This is a genomic window from Rhodococcus sp. G6(2025), assembly GCF_058628105.1.
Map to the genome: position 1 here is coordinate 372236 of NZ_CP179752.1, position 23756 is coordinate 395991.

Consider the following 23756-nt stretch of genomic DNA (forward strand, 5'->3'; position numbering starts at 1 on the left):
CTCCGGCCAGGCCTCGCCGGGACGTACAACTGGTACCCGCCGCGTCAAGCCTGACCTCGCAACGCTAGGCGGTGCGGCTCCGCGCTGGTGCGCCTGGGTGGTCGGCGTCGCTGATGGCACCTCGGATGCGCTGCGTGTGAAATTATCGACCGATCGACGGAATTCGGCGAGCGGTGTGTGCACCAATCGCCGCTGGCCAGTACAGGTTTGGCGTGCGTATTTGGTTTGGCGACCTGCTCCTTCGTGCTCCGGTGCGAGGAAATGGTAGATCCGCCGCCCGCCCCGATCGCCGAAGTGTGACCGAGGCCACATGACTTTCTCGGTGGGCTGTAATTGCGGACGGCGGCCGTCGGTGCAAGCTCGCCCGCGTCGGCGTCGCGCATTCGAGTGCGAGTGTTGTTTGTGCCGAGGTGGATTCGATGCCGGACCGATCGACTCGGCCGGTACCGATCCTCCCGAATTCCGCCCGCCCGGGCAAGGAGATCGCCGGTATGTGGTGTACAGCGCCCGGTGGTGGGTGCGGGTGTTCGAGGTCGGACTGGCCGGTCTGTTCCTCGTGTCAGTGCGGTGTGTTGCGGTTGAATGGGGACGTGGGGTCGCCGGTGGGTGAGCAGTTGTGGCAGACGTTGTCCGATTCCGGGTTGGCGTTGGTGTGCGTCCGCGGGCCGCAGTGCCGGTGGGCGGATCTGCACTTTCCTGGGGATGGGTCGGTGGGGGAGCTGACCTGGCTGGCGCGGGATGCCGACGAGCTCGCCGAGCAATATCGTCGCGACCACCGATAGCGACACACCGGAGCCGCGACGGCGCTGGCTGACCGGGCGGACCCACCCGAAGAAGCGGCACCGTGGTCTGTTTTCGGGTGAGCAGGTGACGGCGGCTGTGCAGGTGGACGCGGGTTTTATTCGGGGGTGAGGCGCACCGGTGCCAGTGGTAGCGTCGCGCAGGCTGCAAAGGGTGCGACCGAAAGTCACCGTGCTGCAGCGCGAAGGCATGGAAGGTGCGGTAGATGGTGCAACAGCAACGGGCGGCGGTGACCCGGGCGCAGATCGTCCGCGGGGCAGCGGAAATGTTCGACAAGTCCGGGTTCGAGGGCGCCAGTCTCGTCGAGATCCTGGAGGCGGCGGGCATGACGAAGGGGGCGTTGTATTTTCATTTCCGGTCCAAGGAGGATCTGGCCCGGCACATCATCGCCGAGCAGCACCGGATCTCCATCTCCGCGGTGCAGGCCATCGCCGCGCAGGAGGCGTCGGCGATCGAGCAGATCGTGATGCTCTGCCACGAGATGGCCCGGCAGATCGTGCAGGACCCGATCGTGCGGGCCGGGATCCGCATCACCCTCGAGCTCAGCGCCGACGACCGTGGCCCCGCGGGCCCCTATCTGGATTGGATCACCGCATGTCAGGCGTTGGCGGCCCGTGCGGTCGCCGAGGGTGATCTTGTCGAGAGCATCGACCCGCCGAGTTTCGCGCGGTTTGTCATCGGTGCGTTCACCGGGGTTCAGACCGTGTCTCAGGTTCTGACCCATCGCACCGATCTCGAGCAGCGCGTGGACGAGATGTGGGGGTTCCTGTTGCCGGGGATCATGCCGACCACCCGGCATCCCGGCATGATGCGGATCCGGGCGGCCCGCACCGATGTTCCCGTCACCGGATCGCCCGGCGGTCGGGATTAGTGCGCTCAGCGCGCCGACACACGACCTGTACATGCTCGCCGCAGACCGATAAGTGCGCCACCCGCACGACGCGGCGACCGAGATCGGAACAACAGCGGCATGAGTACGCCGGTGACCGGACCTGCTCCAGCGCGCACCGACCTGACCCCGGAAACCCTCGGCCCGCGCACGAACGTGCACTTCGACGACGACCTGCGCGGCCAGCTCGACGCCCTCGCCGGTCGGCTGGACTCCGACCGCGCCGAACTCATGCGGTTGGCCGCCCGCCAGCTCCTGGCGAACCCGCGCGACCTCGATCAGGCGGTGACCGAGGAGATCTACCGCGGGGACGCCATCCGGGACCTGCTGATCGCCCGGAACACCCGTCGGCAGACCGCGGCCGCCAACCAGGCCACCCACCCGCCTGCCGCTAGAAGGGTGCCGAGTCCGCAGGGGAACCCGTTCGGGAAACGGCATGTCTTCCGGCTCGATGAGGACACCAAACGCCGCCTGGAGGAGTTGGCGGACGAGTACGCGGATCTTCTCGGGGTGAGCCGGCCGACGTGCGCCGGTTGATCGATGTGGGGGAGTTGCCGGGGGAGAAGGTCGGCACCCGGCACCGGTTGTTGTTGCGGGATGTGCTCGAGTATCAGCAGCAGCGCCGGGCTCGTCAGGACGAGGCGCTCGCGCAGCCCGCGGTTCCGATCGACGACTAGGACGATCCGGCGGGGGTCGCGGAGCAGTTGAAGATCGCGCGGAAGGCGGTCGCGGAGCGGCGACGAGCCCGCAGCGGCAGCAGGTAAGGTTCCGACCGGGTGGGCGATAGACTGTCCGGATGTTCGCGGCGGTGCTCGACACGTGTCCTCTGGCCGAGCCCGCAACCCGCTCAGTGTCTGGGTTTAACACCGACACAGCCTGAAGGTCGAACCGGATTGAAGGCCGGCCGCGCAAGAGACGTGTGGAAGTCCTCAGCTTGGCCGGTTAGAACCTGGGCCCGCGCCCTTGACTTCTGTTGGAAGCATTCGGCCCGACCCGCGGCCCCGGGATCCGAGATGCTCGGCCAACCTCAACGCGGCCCCAGCCGGCATGGCTCGGACCGGGCGAGTTAATGCACGAGGCAGCCCATAGTCACCTCGCTGGCCCGCCGATCCGGCACAGCGTGTGAGTGTCTCCTGGTTCAGGGGAAGCCTGTTCTTGTCAATCAACTATAATTGACTCGTGGCGAATCCAAATGAGCCGAACGGCCATCAAGTCCGATCCGAGCGCTCGACGCGCCTGCTCATCCGTGCGGCCGGCGATCTCGTGGTCGAGTGCGGTTATCAGATGATGACATTGGCCGCTGTTGGTGAACGGGCCGGTTATAGCCGGAGTCTCGCGACGGCCAGATTTGGATCGAAGCCCAAACTCCTCGAAGTGCTCGTTGACGAGATTGAAGAGCACTGGAGTCTCGATACGGAGTTGTCGGACACGGACGGGCTGCACGGGCTCGAGACTCTACGGGTCCTACTCACAAAAATCCGGGATGCCTATGAACGCGACCCATGGTCACTGGCGGTTATGTACGCCCTGATGTTCGAGGCGCTCAGGCCGGTCCCGGACCTACGCGCGAGGTTCGAAAATTTCCACCGCGATTTCCGGTCTCAACTTGCATCGATTATCAGGACCGGAATCGAGGACGGTTCGATCGAGCCGGGAGTAGACCCTGAGCAGCAAGCAACGGCGATCATCGCGCACCTGCGCGGAGTCGGTTACTTGTGGCAGCTCGATCCTGAGGGCACCGACCCGATCGCCTTACTCACGCTTTTCATTGAGCAGTGCATGCAGCATCTCGGCCGCGGTCGTCGACGGAAGACACCGTCGAGCACAGGACAGCGGAAGACACCGTCGAGCGCAGGACAGCGGAAGACACCGTCGAGCGCAGGACAGCGGAAGACACCGTCGAGCGCAGGACAGCGGAAGACACCGTCGAGCGCAGGACAGCGGAAAAACCGTCCAGCGTAGGAGGTCAGGGATGGCGCACTGATTAAACTGCTCACGACGGAGTGGCCTTCCCTCGGAGCGGCTGCGTCGCCTCCTGGATATTGGGCTCGGCTTTCTCTGGTGCCTGTCAATAGCCGCCCAGCCAGCCAGCGAGACGGCCAATACTCGGTCCACGTTGCTTGTCAACGGGGGTATTGGCCCTGAAGAATTTGGTCAGCGTGCCGACGTACCGGGCGCATGCATCGGTTCCTCCGTAGACGATCGACCGAGGCCGTCCAAGCCCGAGCCCGGTCCAGGTCCGTAAATGCACCACATCTGGTAGCGGTGGCGCAGGCCGGTGCGCCTTTTCAAAGGGCAAGCTCGTCGGAACGCCCCGTCGAGATCACCTCGGAACCGCGCACCGGACACCCGTGACCGAGGTCGCCTGACGACCCTCGATCCACAGCATTTGGTTATCTCTCGTCGCCAGGGTGACCCGCCTCGTCGTGATGTCGGGCTCGTTCGGTGTCGAGGCGGCTGGCGCAGATCGCATTGAGTTCTGAGATCACACTCATATCGAGATCTGTGGGGCTTCGGAGAATCCTGAGCAGTCGCATGAAGTACTGCATGGGGGAGAGGCCGAAGTTTACGTAGATTTCCTCGTTGGAACCACCGCCGTATTGTTGCCATTGGAGCGCGAAACTGAGCATTCGCGTCTTTTCGGTGGGTCGAACGTTGTTCGTGCCGGGCATATTGTGTGTTCTCCCTACGTGGCCGGTGGGGTTCGTCCGATACGAGAACTAGACGGACGGTGCTGCGTTCGGCCCCGGTTGTTCGGCGACGAACCGGCGGCCACATACTGTCGGCCCCAGTGTTAGGTGTGGATAACGGATTAGTGCGCTCAGGAGCGCTTGCGATAGACGATCCTCCAGGGTTCTCGATCGTGATGGTGCGGCGATAGCGCAGCGCCTCGTGTCGCGATCGAGAGGCCACCCACTGCGAGTCCGAGGACGAAGAGCGCACTGATCAAGTCTTCGCTGGACAGAAATTATGGCAGACCAGCGCTCCACCCAGGGATGAGATCCTAGCGCGGGCTGGACCACATGTCCGTTCGCATGGTCGAGGTGCTCCCTCGATGAGAGTGCGTATCGCACGTCTACTGAGCGAAGTGGATGACGCCGCGGATGTTGCGCCCGCGACGCATGTCGTCGAAGCCTTGATTGATCTGGTCGAGGGTATAGGTGGCGGTGACCAGATCGTCGAGGATGAGCTTGCCGGCGCGGTACATGTCCAACAGCATCGGCATCGCCTGGCGCGGCGACTTCATGCCATACAGGGCGCCCTGGATGCGCTTCTGCGGCAGTGCCAGAGCGTTAGCGTTGAGACCTGGGATGACCGCCTCCTCGGATTCGCGGCCAATGCCCGTCACTACCAGGGTGCCGGCTTTGCGGACGGCCTCGTAACTCTCGCCGAGAAGGGCGTTGGTCACCACGCCCGGACAGAGAATCACGACATCCGCGCCCTGGCCGTTGGTCAGGTGCCAGATGCGCTCCATCGAGGCGGTGATGGAGTCATGTGACTCGGTCGCACCAAACTCGAGGGCCCATCGCTTCTTCTGCGCAACGGGATCCGCGGCGATAATGTGTGCTGCGCCGGCCGCGCGTGCGCCCTGAACCGCGTTCATTCCGATGCCACCGACTCCGACGACGAGAACCGTGTCGCCCGGCCTCACGGCACCCGCCTCCGAAGCGGATCCGAAACCAGTTTGGACACCACATGCCACAAGGCAGGCGATCTCGAGTGCAATATCCTTCTCGATCTTGATCACGGACTGCTGGTCGAAGACCTGGAACTCGGCAAAGGTGCCGAGTAACCCTGCCGTTCCGATGTCCCGGCCGTCGGAGGTGTGCATGCGGAAGGTTCCATCGAGCTGATGTCCCTGCATGATGAGCGCCCCACGATCGCACAGATTCTGCATTCCGCCGGCGCACCAACGGCATTGGCCGCACGCCGGGATGAAGGATGTCAGCACGTGGTCGCCGATCTCGAGCCCCTTCACTTCCGGTCCCAGTTCCCTGACGATGCCGGCACCCTCGTGTCCTGCCACGATCGGCAGATGAGTGGCCGGCATATCGCCCGTAGCGATGTGGTCGTCGCTGTGACACAAGCCGGTCGCCACCATTTCGACGAGGATCTCGCCTTCTTGCGGAGCATCGAGCAATACCTCCTCGACACTCCATGAGCCGGGTGATTCGTGCAGCACGGCTGCGCGTGTCCTCATAAGCGTGAGCCTCCCGTGGGCGTAGATGGACGGCGGCTGGGACTCCCATTCGCGCGTCAATATTGCTCGGAGCCAGCGGCACTGGCGAGATGCTGCCTACCCCAAGCCTCTTGGGGAGTGATTCCAGCCACGGGTATCAGTGTGTAGAAAGTTCGTAGATTGTCAAGCAACTATGATTTACCGCAGCATGTTCGTCGAGGTGAGGACGTAGCTGTGGCACGCCTGGATGCCTGGGAGCGGGCAGTTGACATTAATTGCTAGTTGAATAACAATAAAACCGCCTTCCGCCGCCCTAGTAGGTAGGTCGCACCCGCTCATCTCGGGCGAGCGCCTTCGAGGACGCTGGGTGCCGAGGTCACGCAACCCGAACTGCCGGTCGAGAGGAAACAAATCTGATGATCCCCGAGATTCGCCCCCGTCGTACTGCTCTTTATGTACCAGGCAATAACGCTCGCGCGCTGGATAAAGCTGCAGGTCTGGCTACCGACGTACTGATTCTCGATCTCGAAGACGCGGTGAACGATGACGCCAAGGTCGCTTCACGCGAGCGGGTGTGCGCAGCGGTCGACTCGGGCGTGTATCAACCGAGAGAAATCGTGGTGCGAATCAATGGTATAGGGTCCGAATGGCACCGGAGCGATGTCGCCGCAGTGGCGCAGACCGAGGCCGACGGGATCCTCGTGCCGAAAGTCGAATCGGCCGAGGAGGTTCGAATGCTGTCCGCCGATCTCGAAGCGGCAGGCGCATCACCCAGGTTGAAGCTGTGGGTCATGATCGAGACGCCGGCAGCCTTCCTACGAGCCGAAGAGATCGCTGCGGCCAGCGACCGCCTTGCCGTTCTCATCGTCGGTACGAATGACTTGATCAACGACTTGCATGCGATCAGCCGCCCCGGTCGCGCACCGGTGTCGACTGCGTTGTCTCTTGCTGTATTGGGTGCGCGGGCGGCAGGTAAAGTGATCTTGGACGGTGTTTTCAACGACATCGGCGACAAGGTGGGCTTTGCGGCCGAATCTCAACAGGGCCGCGATATGGGGTTCGATGGTAAGACCGTCGTTCATCCCTCCCAGATCGAGCCATCGAACGACGTATTCGGCCCCTCCGCGGCGGAAGTCGAGCATGCACACGTGGTGGTGTCGGCGTACGAACAGGCACTGGCCGCAGGCGAAAGTGTCATTGTCGTGGATGGGAAGATGATCGAGAGCTTGCACGTACGCGATGCTCAGCGAATTCTTGTGCTCGATGCGGCAATCCGCGATCTGAGCGATCCGAGTCTCGCTCGAACGTGAACCACGGCTACCGCCCCAGGTTGGGGAGACGGCGTTAATTGCGCGGTGGACGGCGTGTCGACTGCGGCCGAGGACCGGGGGGTGCGGGTGCTCGGGCAGAGGATCCAACGCCGACCGCATGATCGAATCACGGGTCACCGGAATGTTCGCGGCGGGGACAATCGCCGACCCCGCCCGGACTTGACACGGGCGAATGGGGACACTGTTCACCACCGCCGTCACCATTCGCGGCACAGTCGTCTCGGTGGCGGGGGAGTTGCATCCTGTTCGGAATCGGTCGCAAGGGCCAGTCCCGTCTTCGTATCTGGGCGATGCGGGTTTCGTCAGGCGCGCGGACCCCGGTCGATCGCTCGACCGCCGGACGCCGGTGGCCTCGACCTTCAATTCAGAGCGACCCGCGCCGGGACAATCGAACGGTCCTCGGCAGTCGTCCGGTCGAGCACCCACGGAAGTCCTCGGCGGCGTCGTGGGAGCTGATTGATTCGGCTGCTCCGATTCCGTGACTGATAGATCGGATTCTCTGTGCTGCAGTAAATGCCGTATCGGCGATGATTTACGGTCATGGGCTTCTCGGTGGTGACGGCGCTCGTGGGTTACAGGGGCTTCGAAACGGTGAATCATCATCCAAGACACGCCGTGCAGGACCATGGCAAGGGTCACCCTCGTGTCCGCCTGTTGGCGGAAGTTGATTCGAAGGGTGACCCTTGTGCCTCTTGCCACAGCTGAAATCAACGGATGCAGTTGACAACTTCATGGCCCCGCGCGTCCATCAAACTGCGCTGACGGTGTCTCGATCTGTTGAGGACTGTGTCCGGTCGGATGAATTTGTCGAACCGCGGGGTCCGGTCAGGCCGAAAATGAGGATGGCTAGCGCCCCGAGGGCCAAGGCCCCCGCGCCGGCGATCGTCGCCCAGAAGTAGCTGCCCGTCGAATCCCGGATAAAGCTGAATACGTAGGGATATGACACGCCTGCTATCCCGCTGAACGCCAGTGCGGTTGCGTACAACGACCCGAAATTGGTGCGGCCATATTCTTTCAAGAGGAAATACGCACCGAAGTCTGCCTCTGCCCCGGAACTTGCTGCAACCAACATGACTCCGATCGCAGTTATGGCAATTGGGACGGAGCCGGCGACAGTCATCGAAAGGGCGCCTAGAGCGGCGACGAGCAGAATCGTGACAGCTACCGCTACCTTGTGCTTGGGGAAGATGTCGAGCAACGCACCGCCGCCTAGACGGCCGATGACCATACCGACGCTGAACAGGGTTGTCACGGTTGTTGCTACCGCCAGGCTTACGCCCCCATCGAGGAGCATCGGCTGTAGGTTTGCGATGAACGCCGTTGTTGCCGCTGTCACCGCGACAATGCTGGACGAGAATACCCAGTAGCGAGGCGTGCGGAGTACCGCCTTCACGCTGAGGGGAGTGGACAGGTCCGCCGCGGACTCCGATCCGCGACTGACGGGGACGTCTTCTCCCTGATGAGGCCGCTCTTTTATTCCGAAGAGCACAGCCGGCATCGAAATCAGCAGCGCGAAACCCGCAAGAATCAAATACCCTGCCTGCCAGCCGATGTTATAAATTGCGAGCGTCACGAGCGGTATTGCGAGCAGTGGTGTGACAGCCGAACCCACTCCGACGAGGCCGAAGGCTTTTCCTGCGCCCTTATCGAACCAGGAGGCCACCGCGCGATTGAACGGGACCATATATGCAAATGACCCGACGATGCCGATTGCTACGGCCAGCCCATAGAAGGTGAATTTATTGATGGGCAATGTCGCGAAAAGCACCAGCATGACGATGTACGGGACGAGGCCGGTCACGATGGTGCGACGGGCGCCCCACTGGTCTGCTATACGTCCCGCAAGCGGCCCGCAGGCCGTCAACAGCAAGATGGCTATCGGCGAGACCAGGACTTCACTTGTGCTCCACCCTGTTGCTTGCATGGTGGGTTTGACGAATACGCTAGCGGTGAGGACGAAAAGTACTGCTGCGGATCCGTATCCGATAGCACTGAATAGGACTGTTCGTCCGCCTCTTCTCCATTCCGTACTCTCGCGGTCATCATCGGCAACGGTTTTCTTGACTGGGGACATGATCAACGACCAATCGTTGTAGAAGCGCAATGGTTCAGGTCTGCTATCTACGTTTCAGGGCACCACTCCATTTGCCTGGCGCTTCGGCCGGATCGGCTGCGCGTGTCTTCGTGTGGGGGTCTTTTGTTCGCACGCGGGCGTCATGGTGCTTCCCGACGCGGGATTCCTGGCGTGACGGCGTGGACGTGACGCTCTCCTCGACGTTATGTGCGTCACAACATTGTTTGCCGCTCAGTTAGGATTGTCAAGGTGTTCCGGCGCGTCAACGGAAGCGAAGTGGGATCTCGAATATCAAGCTGCCAAACAGCTCTCGCAAAGTAGGAGGTAGTTCCGTTTCATTGTGGTGACGAGAGGGATCATGCTGTGGTGCGTGCTGCGCAGCGATCGATCGGCTGTGTATCGGCCGAGCGGGTGTGGTGCACAACGCTTTACATGAGAGCGTGCGAGAACCTGCCCACCGAATTACCGAGGGGTTTGAGTGTGCGGTGACAACGCGGCCGCCAAGGGTCCGACAGTCTCCGCGTCGGCCAGATTTGACACTTCGGTCACGATGCGATGGGCAGCGTCAGCGCCGAGAGCCGGATCGACGAGCGAGTGGAATTTCGCGACCAACGAGTCCCAGCGTCCGCCCAGCCGATCCGCGGGAACAGGCCGATTGACGTCGACCTCGACGGCCTGTTCGCGACCCTCAACGTCGGTGAGCCGGACGACGGTGGATCGGCTCTCGTCGCTGCGGGCCTTGACGGTGACGCGGTTACGAAGGGTGACGACACGAGGGTCGGTCAACGTGGCGGGCGAGAAGGCTTGCTCGCTCAGGTCGCCGGTCGCAAGCGCCATGGCGGTAGTGAATCGCAAGCTGAACTTGCCCTCGAGCGGCGTCGTCGGCTCCTCGATGTTGCACACACTCAGGTGGCCGCTCGGGACCAGGAGTTCGATGGTCTCGACCTGCTCCGGCCGCACCCCGGCGTCTCGGAGCGCCAGTGCGCCCTCAATCGCCGAGTGCGTGAGGTAACACGCCGCGTGGTACTTGAACAGAACATCCGAAATGGCGAATCCCGTCCAGTCCCATGCCGCCGGCGTACCAGTCGCGTCCGATTGGGTGTCGAGGAAGCCCTGGCTTGTCCCGAGGACGTCCGGGTGCGCTGTCAGCCCGCGGGCAGCGAGCGTTGCGGCCCGCATACCGTTCTCCGCCGCCGCGCCGACCTGCAGCGGCTTCGTCATGGAGCCGAACATGGACTTGAGGCCGGCGGCTCGCGCACCCGCGATTCCGAACGCATGGGACCACTCGCCGGTATCGAGCCCGAGGGCGTGCGCGACCGCCGCCGCCGCACCGAAGGTGCCGACGGTGGCGGTCGCGTGGAAACCGCGAGCGTAGTGGGAGGGTTTCATCAGTTGGCCGACGAGGGCCTCGGTTTCGAAACCGGCGACGAAGGCCTCGATGAAGGCACGACCGCTGAGGGCGCTGTTCTCGGCTGTCGCCAACAGCGCGGGCAGCAGCGGGGCAGAGGGATGGCCGTCCATCCGAGAAACGACATCGTCGAAATCGATCGCGTGTGCTGCGGTGCCGTTGACCAGGGCCGCCTGGCTGCGAGAGACCCGCTCGCCGGTACCCCACAACGTTGCCAGCGGCCGACCGCCCTCCTCGAGCGCCTCGGCCCTAACGTGTATGGTCACGGGCTCGTGGATACCGCCAATCGCGACCCCGAGCGTGTCGAGAATGCAATGGCGAGCGCCGGCGACGACGTCGTCGGAGAGATGTCCGATGGTCCGGACCCTCGAGATGACCTCGTCAGTCAGGGTCGTCATACGGCAGCGGGCTGGGAAGCTCGACGCCGCATCAATGTCGACCGCTCGCCCTGGAAGACGACGTCGCCATTCTGGTTGCGCCCCCAGTGGCGGAACACGACTGTGCCCGGCGCGTCGGGTGCATCGCCCGGAGTGACTGACTGGACTTCGGTGAAGGCGCTGATCGTGTCGCCGTGGTGGACGGGTGCGCGAAACCGTAGTTGCGACCAGCCGAGCTCGGCGACGGCGTGCTCGGCCGTGTCCTGGGAGGCCAGTCCGTACACCAGGGACGCCGTTGCGAGGCCGAACACGAGGCGCTCGTCACCCATCGGCGACCCCTTCAAGAAATGATCGTTGAAATGCGCTTGCGCCGTGTTCATCACCTGTTTCGCCGGCCCGCTGCCCTCGAGCTCGCCGACGGTCGCCGCGCGTGAGTGCCGCATCTTCTGGCCGGGCCAGAAGTCCTCGAACCAGCCTTGGGCGCCGAGTATCGCGCTGTCCGCGTTGTGGTGCTCAGTCATGGCTTTCGTCTCCCTTTGTCGCCGACACCGACCCGTCCTGATAAGTCGCGGTCCATTCGGCGAGAACGGCGTCGGGTTTCTGCTCGCCCAACTTGGGGCCGCGACCCCGGACCGATGCCGGTGTCGAGCTGAACTTGAGTGGGCTGCCGGCAATCGTCACCGGCGTGGTGGACCCGGGCTGCTCGACCTCGACCAGCATCTTCCGGGTCCGAACGTGTTCGTCGGCGAAGATGTCGGCTGCAGTGTTGACTGGTCCGATCGGAACGCGACCACCGAGTGCGGCGACCACGTCCGCGGTCGGCCGTTCGGCGAGCCACTCGCCGAGGATCTTTCGCACCGCGACGACGTTGACCACGCGGGCGGTGTTGTCGGCGAACTGGGGGTCGTCGGCGAGTTCCGGGCATCCCATGGTTTCGGTGAGGATTCGCCAGTGCTTGTCGCTGGGTGCGGCGACCGCGATCCATCCGTCCTGCGTCGGCATGATGTCGAACGGTGCCAACAAGGGATGGCCGTTGCCCATGGGCTTCGGGTTTTCTCCGAGGTAGGAGTGCTGGTAGACGATGCGCTCGCAGAGGGCGAGGACGGCGTCATACATCGCGATATCCACGAATTGCCCCTCGCCGGTATGTTCTGCATGCCGGACGGCCGCCACGACGCCCAGCGCGAGCAGCGTGCCGGGGAAGATGTCCCCGATTCCCGGTCCGGCCTTGAGCGGCGCACCGTCCACGAGGCCGGTGATTCCGGCGAAGCCGCCCATGGCCTGTGCGACGACATCGAACGCCGGCCACGAGTCGTAAATGCTCTCACCGGAGCGGGCGTCGCCGAATCCGCGCAGCGCCGCGTAGACGATCCGGGGATTCACCTCGGCGAGGGCCTCGTATCCCAGACCCATCCGCTCCATGACGCCGGAGGAGAAGTTTTCGACGACCACATCGGCGACCCGGACCAGGTCGCGGAACCGCTCCGCTCCCTCGCTGCTCTTCAAATCGAGAACGATGCTGCGCTTCCCGCGGTTGACGGACTGGAAGTATCCGCCTAGTGCTTGTGCGGGATCGTCCTCTTCACGGAACGGTCCCACGCCGCGTGTCCGGTCACCGGTCAGCGGCTCGACTTTGACGACGTCGGCACCGAGGTCGGCGAGCAGCATCGTCGTGAACGGGCCGGCGAGCATCGAGGTGAGGTCGAGTACCTTGATCCCGCGCAGTGGACCGGTCGCGGCGGCAGTCATGCGACACCGCATTGCCGGGCCCGCTCCAGGACCGCAACGAAGATCCGAGTGGTCGCGGCGTCGATCATCATGCCCTCGAACGCTGCAGCGCCGAGTCCGGCTTGTTCGGCTTCTTCGACGGCGCGTACGGCCGCTGTGGCACGTTTGATTTCGGTGGGGGTGGGTGCGAACACCTGGTTCGCGATGGCAATCTGGCTGGGGTGGATGGCCCATTTGCCGACGCTGCCGAGGGTTGCGGCCCATGTGGCTTCGCGCTCGTAGCCGTCGGGGTTGGAGATCGCGCCGTAGGGGCCGTCGACGGCGTCGAGCCCGTGGGCACGTGCGGCGCCGATCATGCGGTTGCGGGCGTAGTGCCACACGTCGCCGGGGTAGCCGTACACGCCCTCGGCGGCGGCTCCGATGTGACCGAGCCGGATGCCTTGACTGGCGGACAGGTCGCCGACGCCGAGGATGAGGGCCTCGAGGCGAGGGGAGCAGGCAGCGATCTCCTCGACGCGGGAGAGGGCCTCGGTCTCCTCGATGAGGACCTCGAGTTTGATCCGTCCGACCTCGAGGCCGAGATGGGTCTCGAGTTGCGTCAGAAGGTCTTCGACGAACCAGACATCTCGGGGACCGAAGACCTTCGGGATGATGATGACGTCGAGATTGTTGCCGGCTGCGGTGACGATGTCGACGATGTCGCCGTGGCACCAGGGGGTGCTGACGGGATTGATGCGGACGGCGCGGGTTTTGGAACCCCAGTCGAGGGTGGTGAGACCTTCGATGATGTTCTGCCGCGACTCGATCTTCTTGGCGGCAACGACAGAATCCTCCAGGTCGAGGAAAACGAGGTCGGCGTCGCTCGCAGCGGCTTTGGCGATCATCTTGGGGCTGTGTCCGGGAGTGGACAGTTCGCTGCGGCGGAGTCGGCTAGTGGGCATGGTTTTCTCCTGCTTTCGAAGTCGGTGTTGTTGTCGGTGGCTTGGCGCGGGAGGCAACGAGGTTGGTGCGGACGAACTCCACGACGGGCTGGCCGTGCTGGTTCGTCGCGGTCGTGTGCCAGGTAACGATGCCGACGCCAGGCTTGCTGGCGGACGTGCGCATTCTCAACACCTGCGAACTCGCCGTGATGGTGTCACCCGGATACACGGGACTGCCGAAGACGCAGTCGTCGATACCGAGAAACGGGCCTCCACTCTCGCTGAGATCTTCCACGGACAGCCCGACCGCAGTGCACAGCACAAGCATCGGGTTCAGGACCGTGTCGGGATGACCCTGCGCCCGAGCATATTCGACGTTCAGATGCACCGGCAGCCACGCGCAGATCGCGGTCGAAAATGACACGTTGTCGGCCTGGGTCAGTGTCCTTCCCCAGTGGTGGGTCATCGACCGACCCACCTCGAAATCCTCGTACTTGTTTCCCTTGGGTACGAGCGGGAAGGAATCGAAGTCGGGGTCGCCCACGTCGTGCGATATGCGTGAGTCTGCCGACTCACCGGCGACGGTGGGAGACGGACCGGAAGTCCCGTTGGATGTCGAGTACATGGGTCAATCATGACGTGAAATTGAAGTTTGTCAACGAACAAGTTTTCTGCGGATCGAGTCCGGTCAGATAGTGGCGGCCTGGTGGGCGCGTGGCGAATGATGCAGCAGGGGCGAGTGGGACGGCCCAGGAAAAAGACTAGTTTGCTGATCAGTTATTTCTGTTATCGTCGTCGGAGTGGCGCCGATCACGCGGCCCATCGGGCACGGCAACCCGTGCACAGGAGAGGAGCTTGGTTTCGTGAAGTTGGATGCGTGTGTGGTCGGCGTGGGAACGAGCGAGTCCATCGGCAGACCGGGGCGAAGTGCCTTGCACCTGGAGTTCGAGTCGTTCCGAGCCGCGTTGGCGGATGCGAATCTGAAGAAGTCGGATGTCACGGGCATGGTCACCAATTGGGGCACCCCGCGTGGCGTGGACTACGACGAGTTCGCCGTGGCCGCCGGCCTGGACCTGACGTGGGTTTCGCAGCTGTGGACCCATGGCCGGTGGGCGGCCACGGCGGTCCAGCAGGCAGCCATGGCAGTGACGATGGGGCTGGCGGACGTGGTTGCCGTGATCAACAGTGCCGTCACGGCGACGGGGTATGCCCTCGAACTGCCTCCGATGAGTTCACCGCTCGGCGGCGTCGATGAGTCGTTCCGAGACGGAGGCGGGCCCTACGGCAACTGGACACTCCACGGCTCGCCCGGGGCCGGGGCCGGCGCCGCGCTGGTCATCGAGCAGTACATGGATCGGTACGGTGCGACATCTGCGGACATGGCGGCAATTCCCGTCACCATGCGCGCTTTCGGCCACCTCAACCCCATGGCCGTACGGCGCGAGGAACCACTCACGGTCGAGCAGTATCTGGAGGAGCCCGAGCTCATGGGCCATATGCGGTCCTCCGATATGTGTCTCGCGGTCGACGGCGCTACATGTCTGCTGGTGACCTCGACGCAGCGGGCGCGGGAGTTGGGTCGACCCATCGTGCATATCGCAGGGATGCAGGGGGTTCCGGCCACTCGGAACAGCTACGACTTCTTTTCCCGGCCGGGCATGGGATCAGGAGTGAGCCCGCGCTACGACTACGTGGCCCCGAAAACCTTCCCCGTGCTGGAGATGGCGGGTGTGGGACGCGACGACCTTGACGGCTTCTTCACCTACGACCCTTTCTCCCCCCTAGTGTTGATGGCGTTGGAGCGGTGGGGCTTCTGCGCAGCGGGCGAGGCCGCCGCGTATTGCCGCGACCAGGGCATCGGACTGGACTCGCCGCTCCCCATGAACACGCACGGCGGGAGCCTGGCGGAGGGGCACCTGTACGGCTACGGGCACATGATCGAAATGGTCCGCCAGCTTCGCGGTGAGGCCGGGAAGCGTCAGATCGACGATGCGAAGTCACTGCTGTGGGGCACTCCGTGGGGCGACGCCCTGGTCCTGACGAACGAGAAGGTGGCCTGACATGGCGGCAAGCCAGAGAAAAGGTGAAGTGGTCGAATTGGAGCGCGTGGACGCTGCACCGGGCCCTGCCCAGCACCAGCACCCCGACAACGCGGGTTTCTGGGAGTCTCTTCACGATGGGCACCTGTCCCTCCAGCGATGTGGCGAGTGTGAAACGTTGCGTTTCCCGATCGCAACGCACTGCTACGAGTGCCTGAGCGGTGAATATGCCTGGGAGTCAATCGATCCGCACGGAACTGTGGATGTGGCGATCCGTATTCACGAAGCCGCCGCAGAGCTTCCCGCGAGCGGCGCCAGCCTCCCCGAGCCGTGGCGAAGCATAGCGCCGTACCTGACGGGAGCGGTCGACCTGAAAGCCGGAGTGCGCCTGCCCGGTCGGATCATCTGCACCTGCGGCGAAGCGCTGACGCGCGGTACGCCCGTGCGCGCGGTACTGCTGCCGGCATCCGGCGGAGCGACCGTCTACGGGTTTGCTCACACCTGCGTCGGAACGGAGAAGTAAGTGGACAAGAAGGTAATAGTCGTCGGCGGCGCGAGCGGCGTAGGAGCGGCCTGTGTGCGTTCCCTCGCGAAGGAGGGTGCCTCCGTGGTCTCGCTTGACCGTTCGGAGGAACAAGGCCTCGGCGTCGCCGAACAGGCGGGACAACGTTTCCTCACGTGCGACGTCACCGATCGGGATCAGGTCTTCTCGGTGATCGACGAGGCGGCCGATCTTTTGGGTGGGGTGGACTCCCTGGTTCACGCCGCGGGGATCCTGCTGCAGGGTCCGGCCGAAGATGTCAACGACGAGGACTGGGCCCGCGTCATGGACATCAATGCGCGGGGGCCGATGCTGACGAACCAGGCAGCGCTGCCGCACCTGAAGAAGGGTGACAGAAGCAGCATCGCCAATTTCGCGTCCTCCTCAGCGCTGACCGCATATCCGAACGGCGCGGCCTACGCGGCGTCCAAGGGCGCCGTGACGGCGTGGACTCGGACGATCGCCGTCGAATGGGCTCGATACGGCATCCGGGCCAACGTCATTCACCCGTCGGCGAGGACTGCGATGCTCGAGGATCATCTCGCAAAGATGAACGACGAGGAACTTGCTGCGTACAAGGAGCTGCTTCTGCAGAAGGTGCCGCTCGGTGGTGAGTTCGGGGATCCGGATCGAGACATCGCGCCGGTCATCACGTTCCTGGTCAGCGACGGCGCTCGGTTCATGACGGGGCAGAACATCGCCGTGAACGGCGGCTACTACATCTAGAGCGGAATCCATTTCCTCGGAACGCAGGTGCAATCCCTGCGGCTGACAAAATACTAGTTGGTTGAACACTTATTAAATGTTATGATTCAGGTCACGCCGGCGCCGACTTACTCCGCCATCTGGGCGGACGCCGCCCGGATGGCGGACCCTCTGCGGATTGCGCCCATGACTGCATCGAACTGACAAGGAGAACTGATGGACGTCAAAGAGGTGCCGAACCAGGCACCAGGAGGTTTCTCGATCGGAATTGACGTCGGGGGAACCTTCACCGACCTCGCCTGTGGCAACGGGCAGTCGCTGTGGCGCGCCAAATCGCCGACCGACCGAAACAACTTCGGACGGGGAGTGCTCGGAGCTTGTCAGCTCGTCGCTGATCAAGTCGGCCTCGATCTCGAAACATTTCTCGGGAGGGTCGAACGCTTCGGACTGGGTACGACCGCGGTGACAAACGCGCTCGTCGAGAAGCACGGCGTTAGGGCCGGACTGCTCACCACGGCCGGTTTCGAGGACACCATTTCCATGGCCCGCTCGCGGCGCGTCTCGGAGGAGGGATTCCTCGTTCCGCCATGGAGCCCCATCGATCGATCGGCTGTCGTCGGTGTCGACGAACGCGTCGACCGCGACGGAAAGGTGCTGCAGGCCGTCGATATCGCGGCGGTTCGTTCGGCAGTGGCAAACCTGATCGAGACGCACCAGATCGAGGCACTCGCCGTCTCGTTCCTCTGGTCTTTCAAGAACGACGAGAACGAACTGGCCGTGGTCGAGTTCGTGCGGCAAGAGTTTCCCGACCTGCCCGTCTTCAGCGGCGTCGAGTTGCACCCCAGTATCCGCGAGTACGAGCGCACCCTGGTTGCGGCCGTGAATGCTGTCCTGTGTACCGCTCTCGACGGTATCGAGGCCCTCGCGCAGGAGCTCGCCGACACCGGCCTTCGAGTTCCGCTGCTGCTGCTCCAGACCAGCGGTGGAACCGTCACCCTCGCCGAGGCACGCCGCTCGCCGGTGATCCTGGTGGCGTCGGGCCCGGCTGCCGGCGTCATGGCTGCGGCCGAGGTGTGCTCGGACGAGGGGATTTCCGACGCGATCTGCGGCGACATGGGCGGTACGAGCTTCGACTTGGCGGTCATCGCCGATTCGCTCCCGCAGCGGTCCGAGCGAGGCGAGCTGCACGGGATGATCCTTGCTCAGCCGCGAATCGACACGCTCTCGATCGGCTCCGGCGGCGGCTCCATTGCCTGGGTCGACGCGCGCGGACTGCTGCGCGTGGGGCCGCGCTCCGCCCGGGCGTGGCCCGGACCGGCCTGCTACGGCAACGGCGGGACGGATGCAACGATCACCGACGCCCTGGTGGTCCTCGGCTACATCGACCCGGCCAGCTTCGTAGGCGGCACGCTTGACCGAGAAGCCTCCGTGCGGGTGTGTGCCACGCTGGGCGAGTCTCTCGGCCTCTCGGCCGAGGAGGCCGCGTGGGGAATTCGCGAGATTGCGCTCGCCGAGATGACCAAAGCGACTCGCCTGCACGCGGGCGCGAGTGGGCTCGACCCGCGCACCCTCACCCTGATCTCCTACGGCGGCAGCGGCGGACTGTTCACGGCGAGCATCGCGGCCGAGGCGAACATCCCCCGCGTTGTCGTGCCCCCCGCTGCGTCGGTGCTGTCCGCCTTCGGGGCGGCATCGGCCGATGTGCGGCGGCAACGGATCAAGTCGGCTGACGTGCTGCTCGATCGGGCCGACGCGGGCGCGATCGGAGCCGATCTCGAGCGGCTCGGCTCCGAGGTGGCACGGGCGGTCGGTAACGATGGGGTCCCTGAGCAGGCCCTGACTGTGAACTACGACGTCGGGGTTCGTTTCTTCAGGCAGACGTCCGAGGTGTCGATTGCGCTGCAGACCCCGGTCTTCGATGCCGAAGCAATCCGTGCGGCCTTCCTCGAACAGTACGCAGCCCGCTACGGGGTGGGTGCCGTCGGTCAGAAGGCACAGCTGGAGGTGACGTTCCTCCGCGCCGTCGCCATCGGCCGGCTTCCCCGAGCGACGTTCGCGATCGACACGTCCACGCGCACAGGGGGTGTGGTCGAACCGTCTTCCCACCGGGACGTGTATCTGACCCGGGCCGGCAGTGAGCAGGTTCCGTGCTACCGGACCCCCGACCTGGTCCCCGGAGACCGCATCGACGGGCCGGCTCTGGCCGACGACGTCGACACCACCGTCTTCGTCCCCCGCGGCGCCACGCTGGTGGTCGGCGAGCGCCGCTCTCTCCGATTGGATGTGAATTCCGATGCAGCTTGACAATATCGCGGTCGAGGTTCTGCGACACCAGTTCGAAGCGTTCTGTGGCGAGGGCGCCGCGACGATCAAACGCACTGCGGTGAGCCCGCTCGTGGTCGAGGGTGGTGACTACTCGTGCACCCTTCTCGACGCCAAGGGGAACCTGGTGACAGGTGGCGGTCATATCGCCTACCACTTCTACGCGGCGACCAACGCGATCGCGGGTGTGTTCATTGAGCACGGTGACGACATCCAGGACGGCGATGTCTTCCTGGCGAACGACCCGCACCGGGGCGGTGGCCTGCACGCGCAGGACATCTTCGTCATGAAGCCGGTGTTCGCCAGGAATGTCTTGGTGGGGTGGTTCGCAAATTCGTCGCATCTGGTGGACGTGGGCGGTATGCAGCCGGGGTCGTTCGCTCCCGAAGCGACCGACTGCTTCCAAGAGGCGGTCCGACTGCCCGCAGTGAAGATCATGAGGGCCGGCGTCGACCAGCGGGACCTCTGGAACATCTTGCTCAACAACGTCCGCATGGCCCACCTGGTCGAGATGGACATCCGTGGCCTGATGGCAGGCGTCGATGTCGGTGCTGCCAAGCTCCGGGAACTCGCTGAGCGGATCGGCCCGGACGCCTTGCAGAACGGGTTCGACGAGCTCAACCGACGGACCGAGGAAGCTGTCCGCGCCGAGATCGCGCTGCTCGAGGACGGCGTCTACCGGTCCACGAGTTGGACCGAGTGGAACGAGGAGAAGTTTCGGGTCCCCTGCACGACCACCGTCGAGGGCGATTCGATTCGTTTCGACTTCTCCGGGGCGGCACCACAGACGCAGCACTTCTTCAACACGAAGGAGTACATCGTCAAGGGCAAGATCGGTGTCGAGTTGCAGCGTCTGATCGGGCAGGACCTGCCCCTCAACCAGGGGTACTACGACGCGATTGCGGTGTACTGCCCGGTGGGCAGCATGCTCAACTGCACTCATCCAGCACCCGTCGGGGCTGCGCATCTCGCGGCGTCGCACGACGCCAGCGAGGCCGCGTTGCGCACTTTCCATCAGGCGGTGGCGGCTTCGCCCGACAGCGTCAGCCGTCCCTTCCTGTCGAGTTCGCAGACGATGTCCGGGAATTGCGTGGTCACTTTCTCGGGTAGGGGTCTGTCCGGCGCGACGGACTCGTGGATCATGATCGACGGCACCGCCCTCGGTTCGCCGGCCGGCAACGATCGCGACGGCACGGACTTCAACTTCTACCTGGTGGGGCGTCAGGCGGCCATTCAGACGAACGATGTGGAAGTCACCGAGTCCTGGTACCCGCTTCGCTTCAACTACCGGCGTCGGTCGCGTGACGCGTCGGGTGCGGGTCAGTTCCGCGGGGGACGCGGCGTCGACTTCGAATTCACCGTCGACGGCTCTCCGCTGTTGACCGGCAACAGCATCGGAGGGCACGGGCAGATTCCGATGCCCGGGTCGGCCGGCGCCGACCCGGGTCGGCCGAATGCGATCGAACTGCGTGACCCCGACGGCGGGTCGACGCCGATCGGGGTTCTGGCCCAGGGATTCACTCTCCCCGAAGGACACAGCTACGCCATTCGGGCTGCGGGCGGCGGGGGCTGGGGCGATCCTCTCGATCGTGATGTGGCAGCCGTGCTCGCCGATTTCCAGGACGGCCTCATTACCGCTGAGGACGCGAGTGATGTATACGGCGTTGATGTCTCCGACGGCACCACGACGAGCCGGAGCGAGTTGCTGCAGCAGCGTCTCGAGCGCGCCGACCCGGCTTTGATCGAACCGGTTCAGGTCGAGGTGAGCGAGACCGACTCGAGTCGAGCGTTGCCGATTGCGCCCGGTGTCGAGCAGCGCGGCGGGTTCGCGGTGAGCGTTCGCTCGGGTGCGGTCCTCGCGCAGGCCCCCGGACATTGGACCGATGGCTGCCCGGTTCTGGTCGAGCAGTTGGCCGGCGGGGTGGAGACGCGCAGATACCTCGATCCCGGCACCGGGCACGTCCTGCACACCGAGGTGGCGGTGACCGGTGAGCCCAGGACCTTCGAGTCCAGCCCCGCGCGTTGGTCCGCGTGGACGGGTGAACGGATCGGCTGAGCGGCGACGAGCAGCACCGATGAGGTGGTGCCGGGAATCCTTCCCGGCACCGCCTTTTTCGTTCCCAGTGACCTGAAGACCGAACTCGCGCAGATGACCAGGCCACCGTTCGGTGGCCTGGTCATCGAGCAGGGGTCCTACATCGGGAGGGTGTCGCTACTTTCCGCGTGCGCCGCGATGCTTCGTAGAGCCACCTCGGCAAGGTGTTCGCTCTCCTCGCCCAGCAGTAATCGATCGACCTTGGCGCGTCGCCAATACAGGTGCGCGTCGTGTTCCCAGGTGAAACCGAGCCCTCCGAGCACATGAACGAGCGTCTCGCACGCCGTCTCGAAGCTCGGGGCGCAGTACGCCTTCGCAGCAGACGAGGCAATCGGAAGCTGCTCCGGGGCGTTGTCGGCTGCCCACGCCGCCCACCACACCAGGGAGCGCAGTTGATTGACGGCGACCCAGTCGTCCACCAGGCGATGCTTGATCGCTTGGAACGAACCGATCTGCCGACCGAATGCCGTGCGGTCTCTGGCGTGCTCGATGCCGAGCTCGACCACACGCTCCGCGGCGCCCAGACCTTCGGCAGCAAGAACGACACAGGCGACCTGCCGGGCGCGGTCCCACAGGGCACGTGCGTCCCGGCGAATCACCTCAGACGACGTCAACGTGACGTAACCGAGACCGCGGGTGGCGTCGATCGGGTCGCCGGGCCTGACCTCACCGCTACCCAGGACGAGGTCATCGCCGTTCAGTGCGAGGAAGTGCGAGGCGCCGATAACGTCCATCGACGGGCTGTCCCCGGTGAGCGAGCCGTCGAGCACCGCGAGGGCCAGAGTTCCGTCGCTCAGCGCCTGGAGCCGGTCCGTGTCCCCTTCCAGGAGTACAGCACATCGGGCCGCGGTGGCGAGGGAAGGCCCGGCAAGTTGGCGGCCGGCCTGTTCGGCGACGATGGCCATGTCGAGCAGGCTGGCGCCTACACCGCCCGCCTCTTCGGGGATGGTGAGCGAGGAGAAACCCAGCTCGGCGAGAACCTCACGGCCGGGCACGATCCCGCCCGCGGTATCGAGGCTCTTGCGCGCGTATTCGGGTCCGGCCTGATCGGCAAAGAAGGAGCGAGCGTGGTCGGCGAAGTTCCGCTGGTCGTCATTGATGTCGAACTCCATGAGTTCCCTACCTGCTCTCGGATGCTGTGGGCTTGGGCGCGCGGTCCGACGGGAGCCCGAGGACTCGCTCGCCGAGAATGTTGCGGAGGATCTCGTCGGCTCCGCCGGCCAGGGCGACGCCAGGGGTGGATGCCGCCGAATTCGCCCAGCGCCAGTCTCCGTCCCGCGAGCGCGCCAGGACGGCGTCGTCGCCGAGCAGGCGTTGGCCGAGGTCCGCGGTGGCGTGCGCGACGCGAACCGCCGTGAGCTTTCCCGCGCTGGCCTCGGGTCCCGGGCGCTTACCGCGTTCCATGCTCGTCTGCATCCGGTATCCCGTGTAGCGGGCCGCGAGCGAATCGACCAGCACCTTCCCGAGCTCGTGTGTGGCCAGCACACGCTGGTTCGCAGCGAGCCGCGGAAGCCGTTCCGCGGCATGTGCGATCAAGGCATCACTCCGGACACCGAGTTCGCCGCCGCCCCCGCCGACTGCCATTCGCTCGTTCATCAGTGTGGTCAGGGCGACCTGCCATCCATCGTTGACGTCGCCGAGACGCTCGGAGTCGTCGATGACGACGTCGTCGAGGAAGACCTCATTGAAGCTCTGGTGCCCGTTCATCTGCCGCAGGGGTCGGACCGTGACGCCGGGTGCGTGCATATCGATCACGAACATCGTCAGCCCGCGATGCTTGGAGGCGTCAGGATCGGTGCGACACAGCACAATCCCGTACCGGCAGTGCTGTGCAAGTGTGGTCCACACCTTCTGTCCCTGCACGTGCCAGCCGTCGTCGTGGCGCACGGCCCGGGTGCGCAGTGCGGCGAGATCGCTGCCGCTGCCGGGCTCGCTGAAGAGCTGGCACCACAAATCGTCTCCGCGAAGCAGCCTCCGGATGTAGCGTTGCTTCTGGTCCTCGCTTCCGTGGCCCAATACCGTGGGTCCGCACATTCCGAGGCCGACGTGTCCGATCGGTCCCGCGATCCGTGCGCGGTGCAGCTCCTCGTTGACGACGGCCTGTTGGGCGTTCGTTCCGGCGCCGCCACCGTATTCCGTCGGCCAGGTCAAGCCGATCATCCCGGCGTCGAACAAGGTGGCCTGGGTCCGGCGGAGGGCTTGAACCCGGTCCGTGCCGGGCTCTTCCAGATAGGGGCCGTCTGCGTGCTCGAGTTCGTCCGCATGCTCGTCGAGGAACTGGCGCGTCTTACCCCGCAGGTGTGCTTGGTCGGGAGTGTCGTCGAAGTCCATGGGTGGCCTCTCGTT

Annotated in this window: 21 protein-coding genes; 11 read left to right on the forward strand and 10 right to left on the reverse strand. The window is 64.6% G+C overall.

The genetic code is table 11. The features are described from left to right. Positions 1 to 590 precede the first annotated feature (590 nt). The 5 genes from ACLIVD_RS42595 (at position 591) to ACLIVD_RS42615 (ending at position 3652) form a co-directional block, all read left to right on the forward strand. On the forward strand, positions 591 to 782 hold the full coding sequence (locus ACLIVD_RS42595) for a hypothetical protein (RefSeq protein WP_491933786.1): 192 nt from the start codon (positions 591 to 593) through the stop codon (positions 780 to 782). Positions 783 to 1006: 224 nt separating this feature from the next. Next, complete coding sequence (locus ACLIVD_RS42600; protein ID WP_491933787.1) at positions 1007 to 1672, forward strand: ScbR family autoregulator-binding transcription factor; 666 nt, start codon at positions 1007 to 1009, stop codon at positions 1670 to 1672. A gap of 99 nt (positions 1673 to 1771) precedes the next feature. Next, entirely contained in the window at positions 1772 to 2227 is a 456-nt protein-coding gene (locus tag ACLIVD_RS42605; RefSeq protein ID WP_491933788.1) for a ribbon-helix-helix domain-containing protein, read from the forward strand. Beyond that, positions 2215 to 2367 (forward strand): helix-turn-helix domain-containing protein, encoded by a 153-nt coding sequence (locus ACLIVD_RS42610; protein WP_241031775.1) that lies wholly within the window; start codon positions 2215 to 2217, stop codon positions 2365 to 2367. Before ACLIVD_RS42605 ends, ACLIVD_RS42610 begins: the two co-directional genes overlap by 13 nt. 502 nt (positions 2368 to 2869) lie before the next feature. Next, positions 2870 to 3652: a TetR/AcrR family transcriptional regulator gene (locus tag ACLIVD_RS42615; protein ID WP_206016501.1), complete on the forward strand. Its 783-nt coding sequence runs from the start codon at positions 2870 to 2872 to the stop codon at positions 3650 to 3652. 431 nt (positions 3653 to 4083) lie between these two features. On the opposite strand, the gene ACLIVD_RS42620 is transcribed toward ACLIVD_RS42615, so the two are convergent. Together ACLIVD_RS42620 and ACLIVD_RS42625 are read right to left on the reverse strand one after the other, a co-directional pair. Further along, positions 4084 to 4362, reverse strand: coding sequence for a DUF3263 domain-containing protein (locus tag ACLIVD_RS42620; protein ID WP_206016500.1), 279 nt, complete (start codon positions 4360 to 4362; stop codon positions 4084 to 4086). 404 nt (positions 4363 to 4766) lie between these two features. After that, positions 4767 to 5891: an NDMA-dependent alcohol dehydrogenase gene (locus tag ACLIVD_RS42625; RefSeq protein WP_491933789.1), complete on the reverse strand. Its 1125-nt coding sequence runs from the start codon at positions 5889 to 5891 to the stop codon at positions 4767 to 4769. A gap of 395 nt (positions 5892 to 6286) precedes the next feature. Between ACLIVD_RS42625 and ACLIVD_RS42630 the strand changes: the two genes are divergently transcribed. Further along, entirely contained in the window at positions 6287 to 7180 is an 894-nt protein-coding gene (locus tag ACLIVD_RS42630; RefSeq protein ID WP_491933790.1) for an HpcH/HpaI aldolase/citrate lyase family protein, read from the forward strand. A gap of 769 nt (positions 7181 to 7949) precedes the next feature. Here the strand turns inward: ACLIVD_RS42630 and ACLIVD_RS42635 are convergent. From ACLIVD_RS42635 to ACLIVD_RS42660, 6 genes are all read right to left on the reverse strand, one after another. Next, entirely contained in the window at positions 7950 to 9305 is a 1356-nt protein-coding gene (locus ACLIVD_RS42635; RefSeq protein ID WP_491933791.1) for an MFS transporter, read from the reverse strand. Positions 9306 to 9737: 432 nt separating this feature from the next. Next, positions 9738 to 11081 (reverse strand): MmgE/PrpD family protein, encoded by a 1344-nt coding sequence (locus tag ACLIVD_RS42640; RefSeq protein WP_491933793.1) that lies wholly within the window; start codon positions 11079 to 11081, stop codon positions 9738 to 9740. Beyond that, positions 11078 to 11581, reverse strand: coding sequence for a MaoC family dehydratase (locus ACLIVD_RS42645; protein WP_491933794.1), 504 nt, complete (start codon positions 11579 to 11581; stop codon positions 11078 to 11080). Before ACLIVD_RS42645 ends, ACLIVD_RS42640 begins: the two co-directional genes overlap by 4 nt. Continuing rightward, entirely contained in the window at positions 11574 to 12809 is a 1236-nt protein-coding gene (locus ACLIVD_RS42650; protein WP_491933796.1) for a CaiB/BaiF CoA transferase family protein, read from the reverse strand. Before ACLIVD_RS42650 ends, ACLIVD_RS42645 begins: the two co-directional genes overlap by 8 nt. Next, entirely contained in the window at positions 12806 to 13729 is a 924-nt protein-coding gene (locus tag ACLIVD_RS42655) for an HpcH/HpaI aldolase/citrate lyase family protein (protein WP_283334479.1), read from the reverse strand. The genes ACLIVD_RS42650 and ACLIVD_RS42655 overlap by 4 nt, the downstream gene beginning before the upstream one ends. Continuing rightward, positions 13719 to 14252 carry a MaoC family dehydratase gene (locus tag ACLIVD_RS42660; protein ID WP_491933797.1) on the reverse strand — a complete coding sequence of 178 codons (534 nt, stop codon included), beginning with the start codon at positions 14250 to 14252 and terminating at the stop codon, positions 13719 to 13721. Before ACLIVD_RS42660 ends, ACLIVD_RS42655 begins: the two co-directional genes overlap by 11 nt. 319 nt (positions 14253 to 14571) lie before the next feature. On the opposite strand from ACLIVD_RS42660, the gene ACLIVD_RS42665 reads away from it, so the two are divergent. The 5 genes from ACLIVD_RS42665 (at position 14572) to ACLIVD_RS42685 (ending at position 21371) form a co-directional block, all read left to right on the forward strand. Beyond that, positions 14572 to 15768, forward strand: coding sequence for a thiolase C-terminal domain-containing protein (locus ACLIVD_RS42665; protein WP_477922303.1), 1197 nt, complete (start codon positions 14572 to 14574; stop codon positions 15766 to 15768). Between the two features lies 1 nt (position 15769). Beyond that, entirely contained in the window at positions 15770 to 16270 is a 501-nt protein-coding gene (locus tag ACLIVD_RS42670) for a Zn-ribbon domain-containing OB-fold protein (RefSeq protein ID WP_491933799.1), read from the forward strand. Continuing rightward, positions 16271 to 17014, forward strand: coding sequence for an SDR family NAD(P)-dependent oxidoreductase (locus ACLIVD_RS42675; RefSeq protein ID WP_283334475.1), 744 nt, complete (start codon positions 16271 to 16273; stop codon positions 17012 to 17014). A 195-nt stretch (positions 17015 to 17209) separates the two neighbouring features. Continuing rightward, on the forward strand, positions 17210 to 19297 hold the full coding sequence (locus ACLIVD_RS42680) for a hydantoinase/oxoprolinase family protein (RefSeq protein WP_491933800.1): 2088 nt from the start codon (positions 17210 to 17212) through the stop codon (positions 19295 to 19297). Further along, positions 19287 to 21371, forward strand: coding sequence for a hydantoinase B/oxoprolinase family protein (locus ACLIVD_RS42685; RefSeq protein ID WP_491933801.1), 2085 nt, complete (start codon positions 19287 to 19289; stop codon positions 21369 to 21371). The genes ACLIVD_RS42680 and ACLIVD_RS42685 overlap by 11 nt, the downstream gene beginning before the upstream one ends. Positions 21372 to 21508: 137 nt before the next feature. Here the strand turns inward: ACLIVD_RS42685 and ACLIVD_RS42690 are convergent, their stop codons facing one another. Then, positions 21509 to 22522, reverse strand: a complete 1014-nt coding sequence (locus ACLIVD_RS42690) for an acyl-CoA dehydrogenase family protein (protein WP_283334473.1) — start codon at positions 22520 to 22522, stop codon at positions 21509 to 21511. Positions 22523 to 22529: 7 nt separating this feature from the next. After that, positions 22530 to 23741 carry an acyl-CoA dehydrogenase family protein gene (locus ACLIVD_RS42695; protein ID WP_206016485.1) on the reverse strand — a complete coding sequence of 404 codons (1212 nt, stop codon included), beginning with the start codon at positions 23739 to 23741 and terminating at the stop codon, positions 22530 to 22532. Between the last annotated feature and the right edge of the window lie 15 nt (positions 23742 to 23756).